General features: G+C 60.2%; 11 protein-coding genes. 4 read left to right on the top strand and 7 right to left on the bottom strand.

The window, feature by feature from the left end; genetic code table 11:
• Positions 1-21 precede the first annotated feature (21 nt).
• The 3 genes from PSH88_RS14765 to PSH88_RS14755 form a co-directional block, all read right to left on the bottom strand.
• Entirely contained in the window at positions 22-1,389 is a 1,368-nt protein-coding gene (locus tag PSH88_RS14765) for an MBL fold metallo-hydrolase RNA specificity domain-containing protein (RefSeq protein ID WP_305421185.1), read from the bottom strand.
• A gap of 97 nt (positions 1,390-1,486) precedes the next feature.
• Positions 1,487-2,404, bottom strand: coding sequence for a universal stress protein (locus PSH88_RS14760; RefSeq protein WP_305421182.1), 918 nt, complete (start codon positions 2,402-2,404; stop codon positions 1,487-1,489).
• Positions 2,405-2,524: 120 nt separating this feature from the next.
• A complete protein-coding gene (locus PSH88_RS14755; protein ID WP_305421181.1) occupies positions 2,525-3,430 on the bottom strand; it encodes a universal stress protein in 906 nt (301 codons plus the stop codon).
• A gap of 224 nt (positions 3,431-3,654) precedes the next feature.
• On the opposite strand from PSH88_RS14755, the gene PSH88_RS14750 reads away from it, so the two are divergent.
• On the top strand, positions 3,655-4,221 hold the full coding sequence (locus tag PSH88_RS14750) for a GNAT family N-acetyltransferase (protein WP_305426998.1): 567 nt from the start codon (positions 3,655-3,657) through the stop codon (positions 4,219-4,221).
• 56 nt (positions 4,222-4,277) lie between these two features.
• Here the strand turns inward: PSH88_RS14750 and PSH88_RS14745 are convergent, their stop codons facing one another.
• Positions 4,278-5,201: a universal stress protein gene (locus PSH88_RS14745; RefSeq protein ID WP_305421179.1), complete on the bottom strand. Its 924-nt coding sequence runs from the start codon at positions 5,199-5,201 to the stop codon at positions 4,278-4,280.
• A gap of 107 nt (positions 5,202-5,308) precedes the next feature.
• Positions 5,309-6,547 carry an MgtC/SapB family protein gene (locus PSH88_RS14740; RefSeq protein WP_305421178.1) on the bottom strand — a complete coding sequence of 413 codons (1,239 nt, stop codon included), beginning with the start codon at positions 6,545-6,547 and terminating at the stop codon, positions 5,309-5,311.
• A 250-nt stretch (positions 6,548-6,797) separates the two neighbouring features.
• Between PSH88_RS14740 and PSH88_RS14735 the strand changes: the two genes are divergently transcribed.
• Positions 6,798-7,718 (top strand): universal stress protein, encoded by a 921-nt coding sequence (locus PSH88_RS14735; protein ID WP_305421177.1) that lies wholly within the window; start codon positions 6,798-6,800, stop codon positions 7,716-7,718.
• 51 nt (positions 7,719-7,769) lie between these two features.
• Here the strand turns inward: PSH88_RS14735 and PSH88_RS14730 are convergent, their stop codons facing one another.
• Entirely contained in the window at positions 7,770-10,616 is a 2,847-nt protein-coding gene (locus PSH88_RS14730) for a cation-translocating P-type ATPase (protein ID WP_305483561.1), read from the bottom strand.
• 117 nt (positions 10,617-10,733) lie between these two features.
• On the opposite strand from PSH88_RS14730, the gene PSH88_RS14725 reads away from it, so the two are divergent.
• Both PSH88_RS14725 and fnr read left to right on the top strand, forming a co-directional pair.
• On the top strand, positions 10,734-11,381 hold the full coding sequence (locus tag PSH88_RS14725; protein ID WP_305421174.1) for a BON domain-containing protein: 648 nt from the start codon (positions 10,734-10,736) through the stop codon (positions 11,379-11,381).
• 164 nt (positions 11,382-11,545) lie between these two features.
• Complete coding sequence (fnr, locus tag PSH88_RS14720) at positions 11,546-12,292, top strand: fumarate/nitrate reduction transcriptional regulator Fnr (protein ID WP_305421172.1); 747 nt, start codon at positions 11,546-11,548, stop codon at positions 12,290-12,292.
• Between the two features lie 14 nt (positions 12,293-12,306).
• Here fnr and PSH88_RS14715 read toward each other — a convergent pair whose 3' ends face one another.
• A complete protein-coding gene (locus PSH88_RS14715) occupies positions 12,307-14,589 on the bottom strand; it encodes a heavy metal translocating P-type ATPase (protein ID WP_305421170.1) in 2,283 nt (760 codons plus the stop codon).
• Positions 14,590-14,746: the final 157 nt, after the last annotated feature.

Raw genomic sequence — 14,746 nt, 5'->3', positions numbered from 1 at the left:
CGCAACAAATGGCCTGCCTTACTAAAGAGAACCCGTCAGCTCCACGCTGTCATGGTACTCCGGCACCGAGACCGACCAGCCTAGCTCCAGGCTGATGCGCCGGCGCAATACATCCGAAGCGTTGGGTTCGCCGTGCACCACATAGGTGTGTTTCGGTGGCCGCTTGAAGCCGCGCAACCACGCCATGATTTCATCGGCATCGGCGTGGGCGGACAGGGTTTGCATCGGCACCACTTCGGCGCGGATCGGCACGTCTTTACCGTGGATACGTACTGATGGAACGCCTGCGATGATCTGTGCGCCGCGGGTGCCGCCCGCCTGAAAACCCGGCACCAGCAGCGTATTGATCGGGTTGGGCGCCAGCGCCTTGAGGTGGTGCAGCACCCGCCCGCCCGTGGCCATGCCGCTGGCGGCGATGATCACCGCCGGTGTGCGCTGCTGGTCCAGCTCGATGGAATCTCGGGTGGAGCGCACAAAACGCGTGACATGGCACATGCCTTCGCACTCTTCCAGGGATAACCGGTGCTCACTGCGAAAGCGCTGATACAAACGCGTGACGTCGGTGGCCATGGGGCTGTTGAGGTAGATCGGCAGGTCGGGAATCGCATGTTTCTGTTGCAAGCGATACAGGTGGTACATCAGCAACTGCGCGCGACCGACCGCGAACGATGGTACCAGTGTGATGCCATGGCGCAGCGCGGTACGGGTGATGACTTCGGCCAGTTGATCCTCCGGGGATTCGTCGGGATGCCGACGGTCACCGTAAGTCGACTCCACCAGCAGATAATCGGCCTGCTCGATCGTCTCCGGGGCAAACATCAACGGATCGTTCGGCCGCCCCAGATCCCCGGAGAACACAAGCGTGACGCCATCGGCAACGACTTCCACCGTCGCTGCGCCCAGAATATGCCCGGCACCGCGCAACAGAATGCTCATCCCCGGAACGATATCGACCCGGTGGTGCAACTGCACCGGCCGCAGTAATTTCAATGCCCGCTCAGCGTCTTGCTCGGTGTACAGCGGCAAGGCCGGAGAGTGTTTGGAAAAGCCATGGCGATTGGCGAATTCGGCCTCTTCTTCCTGCAAGCGGCCGCTGTCGCGCAGCAGGATTTTCACCAGTTCACAGGTGGCTGGCGTGGCATACACCGGGCCGCGATAACCGTTGCGCACCAACACCGGCAGGTAGCCGCTGTGGTCCAGATGAGCGTGGGTCAGCACAATGGCTTCGAGGTCGCGAACCGGCAGCTGGAACGGGTCCCAGTTGTGCAAGCGCAGTTGTTTATAGCCCTGGAACAGGCCGCAATCGATCAGCACATGCTGGTCGCGATGTTCCAGCAGGTACTTGCTGCCCGTAACCGTGCCCGCAGCACCGAGAAATGTCATTCGCATGGCCGTTTCCTTGCGCACTCATGGAGCGCTATTGATCGCGCCTATACACCCATGGGCAGTTGATTTTTATCAACCGAGGCCACACGGGGTCATATTTTCAGTCGAGCCGGGGCAATGGCTTGACGATCGTCAGGCTGCAGGGTGACCGGTTCAACACACTTTCTGCCGTACTGCCGATGAATAGATCGATCCCGCGATGGTAGGTCGTTCCCAGCACCACCATGTCGAAGGCACGTTGTTGTGCGAAACGGGTAATCACCTCGGCGGGAGTGCCGGGCAGCAGATGGCGCTGTTGTTTCTCGATTCCGTAGCGTTCGGCAAGCGCCTCGAAAGCCTCCAGCTGAGCATCGCTGACCGCGTCTCTCAAACTGCCATCCAGTGTCGCCGTCGGTATGTTCACTTCAGCCTCCCCCAGCTCCGACCAGCCGCTGACATTGAGCAGGTGCAAGGTGGCGCCACAAGGTTCGGCCAGGCTCGAGGCCAGGTCGAGAATCCGGTCATTGAGCCCTTGGGTCAGCTCCTCCAGATGAGACAAATCGATGGTCGCGAGTATGCTCAACGGCTTGGGATTTGTGGCATCGATGACCAGGTGCAAGGGCGCCGGACAGTCGCGCAGCAACTGCCAGTCCAGGGGCCGATGGAAGGCGCGATCGAGCGCCGATACGCGGTGGGTGTCCTTGATCACCAGGTCCGCATGGAAATCATTCACGTACTCCAGCAGATGCGCCAGGGTCGGTCTGGCCCACACCACCTCAGTGCTCACCTGCACGCCTTCGCATCGTTGAAACCGGGCTTGCTGCTCCAGCCAGTGGCGATGCACCTGCAAGTAACCTTCCCGCGCCTGGGCCATCGCGTCGTGGTCAAACAGCCCCGCCACCGCCAACGCCTGAACATGATCGAAAGCGACAATGTGCAGCATTGAACCGGTGGCGCAGGCCACAGCCCGAGCCCGTTCGAACGCCGGGGTGCGGATCATTTCGGTCGGGGCAATCAATAGCAAACGTCGAATTTTCACCCTCACCCACCTCATCTGGATAGCTTCAGGTTGTGGCTCAAGTATCGGGGGGCTCTGGCCGTGAGGCTCTGATTTTTATCAAATAATGGCCGGCCAGCCATCGGCTTGGCGCCCAACGCTTTAGCCCGGCTGCCTGACCGCCAGAATGCTGCCCGGCACCGAGTACAGCGCCCGCTCGGTATTGCTGCCGATCAGGCGGTCGATCCCCACGCGATGCACCGTGCCCATCACCACCACATCCGCCAGGTACTGCTCGACAAACTCACTGATGACCGGCACCGGCAGGCCCATGACAAAGTGCCGACGCTCGGGAGGAACACCGTAGCGGTCCGCCAGGGTGATAAACGCCCGGTGCAGGGATTCGCGCAGTTCCTCGACGAAGTCCACACTCCAGCCCCCGGCGATCAGCGGCGCATCGCCGTTGAATGCAGGCGACAAGTCGTAGGCGTACAGCAGGTGCAGCGGTGCGTCGCATTGCAGCGCCAGTGCGTTGGCCGTCTGGATGATGGTGTCGTTCAGGCCACTGATTTGCGTTGCCGGATCGAACGGGTCCACGGCGGCCACGACCCGGTGCGGCAGCCCGTAACGGACCTGGTTGACCAAGTGCACGGGGATCGGGCATTCGCGCAGCAGGTGACAATCGAGCGGGGTGATGAACACCCGTTTGAGCGCCGGTTCCAGGGTGACGTCCTTGATCAGCAGGTCGGGCTTGAGGTCTTCGACGGTCTTCAAAATATCCAGCAGCGGATGGGTGGTGAAGATGGCTTCAACCGTCACTGCCACACCCTGCCCGCTGAGCCGCTCGACCTCGTCGGCCACCCATCGATGACAATGGCGCAGATAGCGCTGATACCCTGCCTCATCGATTTTTTCATCCCACAGGTGAACAATCGGTGCCGGATCGACAAAGGCCCGCACATCCAGCGCGGCCCCGCTCGCCTTGGCCAGCGCGACGGCACGGAGCAAGGCCGGGGACTGATGCAGGGTTCGGTCGGCAATCAGCAACAAACGTTGATATTGACCCATCTCACACCTCCGCTCGAAACCGGGCCTTACGCGCCGGCATGGGCCAAGACTGCGCCCGTTGCCCCCTCCCCCAGGTTGATTTACATCAAATACCCGCCAATGAGCGCCGTCGTGACGGGTGTCTGATCCAGATCAGATTCAACGGCTGCCAGCAGCGTAAAAAGGAATCGACCGCGTGGCTGATTTCCACGCTTGCGCTTTTCAAACAGGATGGAGGACCGTCCATGCTCTCAGTCAAAGAACACAATGATCGGGCCGCGGCCGCCTATGCCTCGGTCACCGGAAAATACTGGATCGAAGCGCTCAGGGACGGCCGCCATGTGCTGATCAGGCCACTGTTGGAAAAGGACCGCGATCTTGAATATGCCTTTATCAAACGCCTGTCGCCCGAGTCCCGGCACATGCGCTTTCTCGCGCAGATCAACGAACCCGGCGGCGCCATGCTCGATCAGTTGATGGACACCGACAACAAACAGCGCATGGCCTACATCGCGCTGGTTCACGAAAACGGCAAACTGATCGAAATCGGCGTCAGCCGCTACGCCGCCACAGCGGAACATGAGTGTGAGTGCGCGGTGACGGTCGCTGATGAATGGCAGCACCTGGGCCTGGGCACCATTTTGATGGAACATCTGATCAAGGCCGCCCGCAGAAACGGCTTTATTCAGATGTATTCGATCGACGCCGCAAGCAATGCCCCCATGCGTGACCTGGCCAAAGCCTTGGGTTTTGATAGACACAATGATCCTGACGACAGCCGCCAGGTCATTCATCGTCTGTATATGTCGTAAAAGCCGATTGCCCCGCGACGTACCGGCCAACGGTCCGCCGTGGGGCAAGTCAACGCTCAGGATGGCGACAGCTTGTCGGGTTTGATCGCCAGCACACTGCAAGGGGCTCGGTGCAAGAGCTGTTCGGCAGTCGTCCCCAATAGCTTGTTCAACCCCGAGTGCTGCACGGTCCCCATCACGATGACATCGATGCGATGGTCTTCGGCGAACTTGCAAATACTCGGCAACGGCGCACCTTCGATAAAATGCCGACGCTCCGACGGCACGCCGTGACGTTCGGCCAGCGCCGTAAACGCTTGGTGTTGCGCCGTGCCCATGGCTTCATAAAGACCGGAGGCCAACGGGAGTGCGCCAACGCCCATGTCCAGGGCATACACGGCTGTCCAGTCATACACATGCACCAACTCGATCTGCGCCTCACACTGTTCAGCCAGCTTGGTGGCGGCGTCGATAATCTGGTCATTGAATACCAGGTCCTGCTCTTCGCTGCGCAACACATCGACGATGGCCAGCACGTTGCGTGGCCGCGCATTCAGCGCGTTGGTCACCAGATGCACCGGCACCGGACAATTGCGCAACAACTGCCAATCCAGCGGTGTGAAAAACACCCGCTTCAACGCCGATTCTTCCTGGGCATCCTTGATGATCAGGCTCAGCGGCATCTCATTGACGAAGTGCAGGATTTCCTCGTAAGGGTGCTGCACCCACACCACCTCACTGGTGACCGCGACACCGTGGTTTTTCATCAATTCGGCCTGCTCGGCAAGCCATTGCCGATGGGTTTGCAAATAACCGTCCCGGGCCTGGGCGATCTGCTCGGGGGCAAACAGGCCGGCGACGGCCAGGGCCTGCAAGTAATCGAATGCCACGATGTGCAGCGGTGATTGCATCGCGCGGGCCAATGCGGCGGCCCGGTCGAACGCCGGAGTACGGGTCATGGATTGGGGGGCGATCAACAGTAAACGCTGAGTCTGCGACATGGGACACCTCGGCACGCGGCCATCTCGATGAAGTGAGTAGAACCCTAGAGTGATCGCAGCAGAATCGGGCGACTTGATCTTTGTCAGCTACAGTGCGCGGATGCACGTTAATGCAGCAACATGCCCGCCCACATCGCCAACGTCAGCAAGACCTGACCGGGAATGACATACGCGGCGAACCGTCGCCCGCCGCTGACCCAGGCCACCAGACATTTGCTCAGGGAGTTACTGCTGACGGCAACCAGCGTGGGCCCGGCAATGGCGTCGAACGGCAATAGCCCGGCCTTGGCCAGGGCGCCAATGGACGCCGTCGAAGAATGTGCATCGGCGAATCCGGTGAGCGTCGTCGTGACCATCACGCCCACTTCACCAAAGTGGCTGAGTACCATCGAAGACACAAACGTGATGCCGGTCATGGTCAGTGCGATGACCAACGCCAGCTTGAGGTTGAACGCACCGCCGACCTTGACCGGCTGATTGGCGCCACTCGCAGGTTTGGGCAACATCAGGCTCAAGCCATACAGCGCCGTGGCGGCGGCACCCAACAACAACGGCCCCCACATGTGCCGCAATAGACCGAGATCGACCGCTCCCAGGATCAGGCCGACCTGAATGATGGTCGCCAGGTTGGACAGCATCGCTGCCGCGCTCAGGACTTTGATGTTGCCTGGCTCCTTGGCGACCAGATGCCCCATCGCGGCGATGGTCGCGATACTGGAAGCAAACCCGGAGGCGACGGCGCTGACCACATAACCGTAACGGGCACCCAAGGTACGGACGGCAATGTGCCCTATCGCCCCGACGGCCATCAGCAACACCGTCAGGGTGCAAATGGTGCGCAGATTGATGGCGGCATACGGGCCGATAAAGCGGTCCGGCGCCAAGGGCAACACCACCAGGGCGGCGATCAACAACACCAGACCGTCGCGCATTTCCGCTTCGGTCAATTGGCTGCGCGCAAAATGGTGCAGTTTTTGCCGATACGTCAGCAGCCCCGCCACCACCACGCCAATGGCGATGGCCAACTCGGGCGCGGTGCCACACAAAGCCCCCAGGGCCAATACCGTGAACAACGCCACTTCACTGGTGACCCCAGGGTCAGTGCCCAGGCTTCGCCAGTAAGCCACGGTGGCCAGCAAGGCCACCGAAATCGCCATGATGCCCACCAGCAAACCACCACCGACCTGCATCGCCACATAACCCAGCAACGCGGTGATCGCGAACGTGCGCAATCCGGCACAGGCGCGACTGTCCCCACGGCCCTTGTGCCGTTCACGTTCAAGGCCGATGAGCATGCCGATCCCCAGCGCAGCCGCCGCGCCTGCCAGGCCCAAGGTGTCGTTCATGCGATTGCGTCCAGGTAAGCCACAAGCCCCAGACTGCGCCGGTATGACGCACGGGAGGTTGATAATGGTCAATATTTTGTAGATGGACGCGCGACTCACCACACGTCGGACTGCCTGCTGCATCACTCGCCAAGTTGATAAAGATCAATCCCTCTCCCCCGGTCGGCGGCAGGATAAAACCTGGCCTCCTGCGCAAGCACTGGGGGCCAGTGGACACTGGAATTTCTACGGTTCTGACGGGAGTTTGGTCATGTCTGAGCAATCACGCTTCATGCTGGTCGTCTCGCCTCTTATGGAAAACAGCCCCGCGTTCGACCGCGCCGCCGCACTGGCCAAGGCTGCGGGCGCAGCCCTGCATATCGTCGCCTTCGATTACCTGGAAGGCCTGGCAACGGCGAGCATGGTCAACGAACAAGCGCTGGAGCAGATGCGGCTCGGGTATGTCGAGCGCCATCGGCAATGGCTCGAAGAACAGGCCCGCCCCTTGCGTAAAATCGGGGTGCCCGTCACCACGGAGGTGATCTGGGTTGAACGACCTTTGCAGGAAATCCTCATTCATCTCAAAGAACAGCCCATGGCGGTACTGATCAAGGCACTGGAATACGAGTCGCTGCTATCACGGATAATGTTCACGCCCCTGGACATCCATTTACTGCGCGAATGCCCGGTGCCGCTGCATTTTGTCAGCCACGTGAAGCAGGTGCTGCCGCGCAAGATCGTCGCCGCGGTCGATCCCTTCCATAGCAACACTCAGTACAAGGATTTCAACGACAGGATTTTGCGCGAGGCCGCAAAACTGGCGAGCACCTGTAGCGCCCAGCTCGACGTGATCTATGCCCACGATCTTTCATCCCTCAGTGCGGGCGAGTTCGATTTCGACAGTAGCTCGGCGCTGTTTTCCCCAGGCAAAGCCAAGACATTATTCGATGCTCAGGCCGATGCCTTCCGCGAACTGGCCGAGCGCAATGGTATTGCGCCAGAGCAACAGCACATGATCATGGGCAACCCGACCAAGGTTCTTAGCCAATACGCCGATGCCTACGACATCGACGTGATTGTCATGGGCCGGGTCGGCCACCGAGGCGTGGGTCGACTGGTGGGCAGCACGGTGGAGCATTTGCTGTACAAGATGCCGTGCAGTGTCTGGGTGGTTTCACCTGAAGTACTGTAGAGCGCTGTTTCGCACAGCCGCCACCACATAACTTGCGCCAGCGCTCGGTCACTACGGATGTACTGCCGGGCGCTGAACAGCAACATGATGCTCAGGGTTCCTCGAACGCATAACCAGTTTGCGCAGCTCACTGAACCAGAAAACAGCACTGGCCATGGCAAAACAGCCCCCCCACTGGCTCAGTGTCAATGCGCTCGTGCTGAACGCCTTATTGAGTGGCGACCAGTGCACCACGGCAACCTGCAACGTCAGCGCCAGCGCAATTGCCGCCCAGAGCCACCGATTGGAGAACAACCCGATAAATGCACTGGCCGACTCTGAGCGAGCACTCAGCGCATTGAACAGCTGCGCCAATACTAGGACGGTAAAACCGGCAGTGCGTGCCTGAACCAGCGATTCATGCCCCGGTATCAAACCATCGGGCAGCATCCAGTCGACCGTCAGCAAACTCGCCAACGCCATCACCAGACCGACCTGGAGCACACCACGCCACATGTTTGCATCGATGATTCGATCCGTGGGCTTGCGCGGGCTACGCCTCATCACACCCTCATCATGCGGATCAAGCCCCATGGCGATGGCAGGCGCCGCATCCGTGATCAGATTGATCCACAGAATCTGGGTGGCCAGCAGCGGCAAGACGATCCCGCCCCGTTCATCAACCAGGCCGATGACGCCCGCACCGATGACAGCAAAAAAGACCGTCAGTACTTCCCCCATGTTGGAAGACAGCAAGTAACGGAGAAACTTGCGGATATTGTCCAGAATCCCGCGCCCTTCACGAACAGCCGACACGATGGTTGCGAAGTTATCGTCAGCCAGAATCATTTTTCCAGCTTGCTTGCTCACTTCCGTGCCGGTGATGCCCATGGCAATGCCGATATCGGCCGACTTCAGTGCCGGAGCATCGTTCACGCCATCCCCGGTCATTGCCACCACATGCCCCTGGGCCTGAAGCGCATCGACGATCCGCAGCTTATGCGAGGGCGCCACGCGTGCATAAACCGATGTCGATTTGACGGCCTCGGCCAGTGCCGCATCGTCCAGCTTATCCAGATCGGCACCGGTCAACGCCCCGGCACCGGCCTGAATGATGCCCAGATCCTCGGCGATGCGGGCGGCCGTTCGCGGATGGTCGCCAGTGATCATAATGATGCGGATACCAGCACGATGGGCCTGGGCGATGGCCGGCGCGACTTCTTCACGCGGTGGATCACTGATGCCCACCGTACCGATGAAAACGAGCGCTGCCTCAAGGGCTTCACCGGCCGTGACATCCTCGCCAGGCGCCAAAGAACGGTACGCCACGGAAAGCGTACGTAATGCCTCACCCGACAACTCATTTACATCAGCCACGGCTTTTGCACGCAAATCGTCGGTGAGAGGTACCACGTCCATGCCGACTTGAATATGTGTGCAATGTTGAAGCAGCACATCGGGCGCACCCTTGCTGATCAGCAAGCGCTCATCGTTATGTTCATGATCGATGACCACGGCCGACATCATTTTTCGAGCGGAGGTAAATGGTATTTCAGCCACGCGCTCGAAGCGCTCCAGGCTGCGTGCGGGTGCATCCAGCTTGCGCTCCGCCACCAGAAAGGCGCCTTCCGTCGGATCGCCTTGAATCACCCAGGTGCCATCTTCCTGCTGTGCAAGCGTGGCATTGCCGGCCAAGCTTCCGCCGCGCAATAACAGCACGTTTTCGCTGTACACCGGACCACCGCTCAGGGGCACGTCCTGATGATGAATCTGCCCCTGCGGGGCGTAACCGACACCGCTGACCACCCCTTTGCCTGAGGCGGTCATGGTTTGCTGGATGGTCATTTCAGAACGGGTCAACGTGCCGGTCTTGTCGGTGCAGATGACCGATGCAGAGCCCAAGGTCTCCACTGAAGACAGTCGCTTGATGATGGCTTTGTTGCGGGCCATCCGCAGCATGCCGAACGCGAGCACCAGTGACAGAACGGCGGGCAGTCCCTCTGGCACCGCAGCCACCGCCAGGGACACACCCAGCAGGAGAACCCGCAATACATCGTCGACACCCTGAATATCAGTGAGCATCAGCACGGTCGCGACGACGACCGAGGCGATAACCAGCACCGCGAGGCCAATCATCTTGCCTATCTCACGCACCTCCTTTTGCAAAGGTGTCACCTCTTCGGGTGTGACATCCATCAGGTGCGCTATCGCCCCTACTTCCGTCGCCATGCCGACCGCCGTGACAATGCCGAGCCCCGAACCCTGAACGATAGCCGTGCCTTTGAAAACCATGTTGGCGCGCTCTGGCAAGGGCACTTCGCTGTCCAGACGGAGCGTGTTTTTGCAAACTGATTCACTTTCGCCGGTCAACGAAGCTTCCATTACCTGCAAGGCATTGGCCTGAATGAGGCGAGCATCGGCGCCTACCGAGTCGCCTTCGGACAACACCAGCAGATCCCCGATCACCAGGTGATGACTGGGGATACGCGCCACGGTGCCGTCGCGGATGATTGAAGAAGAGGTTTGAGTCAGTTTGGCCAGCGCCGCAACAGCTCGTTGTGAACGGGTTTCCTGGAAAAACCCCAGAAACGCATTAACCAGCACAATCAGCACGATGACCAACGCATCGACAGGCCAATCGCGGCCATCCATCAGGAACCAGGTGGCCAAAGTGATGGCTACCGCGGCGAACAGCAGATACACCAGCGGATCGCGAAACTGCGCCAGAAGATAATGCCAGGCGGGTTTGACCGGTTGGGTCCGTAACTCATTGGGCCCGTCACGGTTCAACCGGGCCTGGGCTTGCGCGCTGGATAAGCCCACGCCGATGTCTGTGTCCAGCTCACGGGCAATCGTCTCCACGTCTTCAAGGTACGGGGGCGCGATACGGGGGCTGCCAGACTCAACTGTTCTGCTCATCTCTTGGAAGCCTTGTTGATTTAGCTCAATGTCCTTGCGCTGTTCAAGTGTAGAAAAAACTGAGCGGGCCGGGCTTGCGGTCCATTGCCATCAACGCATCAGACAGAGGACATCACCATGAACGACTTGAGTCTGCGCCAGAGCATTATGGACGAGCTTGAGTTCCAGCCCGAGATCGATGCCGTCAACATTGGAGTAACCGTGGACAATGGCGTCGTCACGCTCACTGGGCACGTTAAAAGCTACGCGCAAAAAATCAGCGCGGAACGCGCGGTAAAAAGCATAAAAGGGGTACGCGCCGTGGCCGAAGAAATTCAGGTCAGGCCGATGAAAAGCGCCGGCACGGCAGACGACGCCATTGCCTCCCGCGCCTTGAACATCCTCACCTGGAGCTCCGACATTCCCGAGCAGGACATCAAAGTCATTGTGCAGAAGGGGTGGATCACCCTTGAGGGCGAAGTGGACTGGCAGTACCAGAAAGAAACCGCCGAGATGGCTGTGCGCAAGCTGTCGGGAGTGGTAGGCGTGGACAATCGGCTCGTCCTTCGTCCGCAGGTGAACGTGGACGATATCCAGCGTCGCATCGAAGAAGCCCTCAAACGCAACGCCGAAGTCGATGCCAAGGCAATTCACATCAAGGTCGAAGGCGATGTGGTGAAGCTTGAAGGCAAGGTTCATTTGTGGCGTGAACGTCAGATCGTCGAACGTGCCGCCTGGTCAGTACCGGGTGTGAGGCAAGTCGATGATCATCTACGCATTGCCTGAATCAATGAGCCCGGGGAACCTATAACTCCCCGGGATACCAAGCACTTGCGGCGGGCCAAACGGCTTCCCGTTCGTCGATTGCTCCCGGCGATCTTCTGAACGGAATCCGTGCCCAAGTGCACAACACCTATGCTTTATATATAACCCCCATGGGCGCCATTGACATGACTGAAGTCCGCCTGCTTCAGGGTCAACACCTCAAGGCTGCCTGTTCCAATTGCAGTGCATTAGAGTTTTGCCTGCCTTTTGGTCTCAACACACAGGAACTCGAGCGCCTGGACAAGCTGATTTTGCAACGGTTCAAGGTCAGGAAAGGCGCCCCCCTCTACCGCGCGGGCGATCCCTTGCGCTTGCTGTATGCGATCCGTATCGGCTCATTCAAGACCAGTGTGCTGTCGCTCGATGGCCGCGAGCAGGTCACCGGGTTCCAGCTGCCCGGCGAGATGCTCGGCCTGGACGCCATCAGCGCCGATGAGCACACCTGTAATGCGTTTGCCCTGGAGGACAGTGAAGTCTGCCCCATCCATTTTTCTCAGCTGGAAAAACTCGCCCGGGAGCTGCCGGCACTGCAACACAACCTGAACAGGTTTCTGAGCCGTGAAATCGTCCGCGATCACGATCTGCTGATGATGTTGGGCAACATGAACTCGGATGAGCGCCTGGCCGCCTTTCTGCTGAACCTGTCGCAGCGCTTGAGCATGCGTGGCTACTCATCCAGCGAATTCATACTCAAGATGCGGCGCGACGAAATAGGCTCCTACCTGGGGTTGCGCCTGGAAACCATCTGCCGGGGTATCGCTCATCTGCGGGAACAGGAATTGGTGGAAATAGCCGGCCGTGAAGTCAAGGTGCTGAACATGCACGGGCTCAAGCAGCTGGTCGTAGGTTGCCATTCGGCGGTCCTCCACTGACGCTGCAGGGCTTTTCAGCGCTTATCAAGGTAACGAAAAAGCTCCTCCTCCTGATCGAAGTGCAGCCGCACGAGGGTATCCAGGCGGATCAACTGATGCTGTATCTCATCGACAGAAGCTGTCGCCGGGTCGGCACTGAAATCCGTGCTCATGCGCGCCAGTAAATGGATCAGGCGAAAGATCTCGCGGTGGACGTGGCTCATCGCCGACATGGGGTCCTCGCCGGGCAGGCTTTGCGTCAACAGTGGGTACAGGGTGTTTTCGTCGTCCCGTTCATGGCGGACCAGCGATTCTTGCAGATTTTTTACCAGCGCCAGCAAGTCGCTCTGCGCTTGCTCGAGGGGGCGCTGGGCGAAGTCGCTTGCCAGTTGGTGCAGATCGCTCAGTACCGAAGCGAGCTGGTCGTGTTCGTCTTGCAGGTGATCGATATGCTCGGCGGCCAGCTTGCGTTGGCGCAGACCTGGCAAAGGCCCCAATGCACGCAAGGCATTGAAGATGATCACCACGTCGATGCCCTCCTGCACCACGGCACCAACCAGCGGCGGCAGGTAGCCGAAGGCGGCTACCCCCATGGCCAGCACCGACATGCCCATGCCGGCCAATACACCTTGACGGGCGATGTGGCGAGTCTGACGGGCGATGTCCAACGCCTCGACCAGACGATCCAGACGATCCACCAGCAGCACCACACCCGCTGCTTGCGCGGACGCCGTGGCACCGCTCGCCCCCATGGCCACCCCGACATTCGCTGCCGCCAGTGCGGGAGCATCGTTGATGCCATCACCGACCATCAGCGTGCTGGCGTGCAGGCAGGCATCCTGTACCGCACGCACCTTGTCCCCAGGACTCAACCCGGCACGCAACTCGTCGATCCCGGCCGACAAGGCAATCATCTCGGCGGTTTCCACACGGTCACCCGTGAGCATGACGATCCGCTCGATGCCTCTGTTGCGCAGTCGGCGCAGGGTCAGCGGGGTTTCCCGACGCAGTTTGTCCGAGAAAATCAGCAGGCCCGCGAGCGCCCCCTCCACTTCAACGAAGCTGCCGCTGCACGCCAGGTAATCCATGCGGCGCAGCATGGTGGCGGCCCAGTCGCCAACCGGTGACTCATTTTGAACAAAGGACAACGTGCCGAAACGCACCCGCAGGCCATCGATCAATCCGCAAAGACCAGCGCCCGGGCTTTCCTCGACCGCCTGCGGCACGCTGAGCGGCAATCCACGCTGACAGGCGGCCTCGACAATGGCCTGGGAGATGGGGTGCGTCGAGGCCTGTGCCAGCGAAGCGGCCAGGCCCAGCAGACGCCGCGGATCGAGCGCTCCGTTGGTCTCGATTGACTGCAGACGGGCGTGACCGCTGGTCAACGTGCCGGTCTTGTCGAGAAACACTTGCTTGACCTCGGCCAGCGCTTCCAGGGTGACGCCGTCCTTGATCAAAATCCCGCGCCGCGCCGCCCTGGAAATACCTGACATGATCGAAATCGGCACGGCCAGGATCAACGGGCAAGGCGTGGCCACCACCAGAACCGCCAGCGCGCGCAAAGAGTCGCCACTCATGTACCAGGCGATGCCGGCAATCAGCAATGTCAGCGGTATGAAGAACAACGCGTAACGGTCGGCCAAACGCACGAAAGGCGCGCGCGATTGCCGTGCGGCTTCAGCCAGGCGCACTACCCCGGCGTAGGTGCTCTGCGCTGCGGTTCGAGTGGCAGTCAGCAGCACTGGCGCGCCGACATTGGTCACCCCGCTGGGCACTAGCTCTCCTTCCCGGCGGGTGACCGGCAATGACTCGCCGGTGAGCGCCGACTCGTCGAGAATCGCCGTGGGGCTGAGTAAACGACCGTCGACCGGCACCACCTCCCCCAGGCGCACAAGCAGTGTCTGATGTGGCTGGATCTGCTCGACCGGAATCTGCCGTAAATTGCCGTTCTCCTGTAGCCAGGCAACGCGTGGCGCACGGTCGACCAGTGCACGTAGTTCGCGTTCGGCGCGTTGTTGGGTGAAGAACTCCAGGATACGCCCCGACGCCAGCATCAAGGCAATCACCGCCGCCACCAGCGTCTGCTGAAAAAATAATGCGGCGGCAATCGACAGCAGAGCGATCAGGTCCACACCCGCCTCGCGCCGGGCCAGGCGCCTGACAATCTCGACGAGCAGCACCAGGGCCATCACCAGACTGCCAGCGGCCCAGCAAATCGATGCCCAGTCAGACTTTTGAGCCACCTGCGCAATGCCCCCGGCCAGGAGGGTCAGGGTGGTGAGCAGCAATAAAACCGGGTCCAGCCACTTACTGAACATCGCTGTGGGTTCCTCAACAAACGCTGCGCAGCCCTCGTTGTACAAATGCCTGCGACTCATCGCCGTTATGGGTAGAGCTTAGGTCTCGAATGCCTGGCATGTCCGCTGCGCGTTATCAATTGAAGCTTCGCCTGGCGTTAGCGCAATAGCGGCAGCG

It is taken from the genome of Pseudomonas wuhanensis, from assembly GCF_030687395.1.
GTDB classification, from domain to species: Bacteria; Pseudomonadota; Gammaproteobacteria; order Pseudomonadales; family Pseudomonadaceae; genus Aquipseudomonas; species Aquipseudomonas wuhanensis.
This window is presented reverse-complemented; position numbering and strand designations above follow the sequence as displayed.

Coding starts and splice junctions, on each gene's coding strand:
- fnr (WP_305421172.1), top strand. CDS start 11,546: ATGACTGAAGTCCGCCTGCTTCAGGGTCAACACCTCAAGGCTGCCTGT.
- PSH88_RS14730 (WP_305483561.1), bottom strand. CDS start 10,616: ATGAGCAGAACAGTTGAGTCTGGCAGCCCCCGTATCGCGCCCCCGTAC.
- PSH88_RS14745 (WP_305421179.1), bottom strand. CDS start 5,201: ATGTCGCAGACTCAGCGTTTACTGTTGATCGCCCCCCAATCCATGACC.
- PSH88_RS14755 (WP_305421181.1), bottom strand. CDS start 3,430: ATGGGTCAATATCAACGTTTGTTGCTGATTGCCGACCGAACCCTGCAT.
- PSH88_RS14750 (WP_305426998.1), top strand. CDS start 3,655: ATGCTCTCAGTCAAAGAACACAATGATCGGGCCGCGGCCGCCTATGCC.
- PSH88_RS14715 (WP_305421170.1), bottom strand. CDS start 14,589: ATGTTCAGTAAGTGGCTGGACCCGGTTTTATTGCTGCTCACCACCCTG.
- PSH88_RS14765 (WP_305421185.1), bottom strand. CDS start 1,389: ATGCGAATGACATTTCTCGGTGCTGCGGGCACGGTTACGGGCAGCAAG.
- PSH88_RS14735 (WP_305421177.1), top strand. CDS start 6,798: ATGTCTGAGCAATCACGCTTCATGCTGGTCGTCTCGCCTCTTATGGAA.
- PSH88_RS14725 (WP_305421174.1), top strand. CDS start 10,734: ATGAACGACTTGAGTCTGCGCCAGAGCATTATGGACGAGCTTGAGTTC.
- PSH88_RS14740 (WP_305421178.1), bottom strand. CDS start 6,547: ATGAACGACACCTTGGGCCTGGCAGGCGCGGCGGCTGCGCTGGGGATC.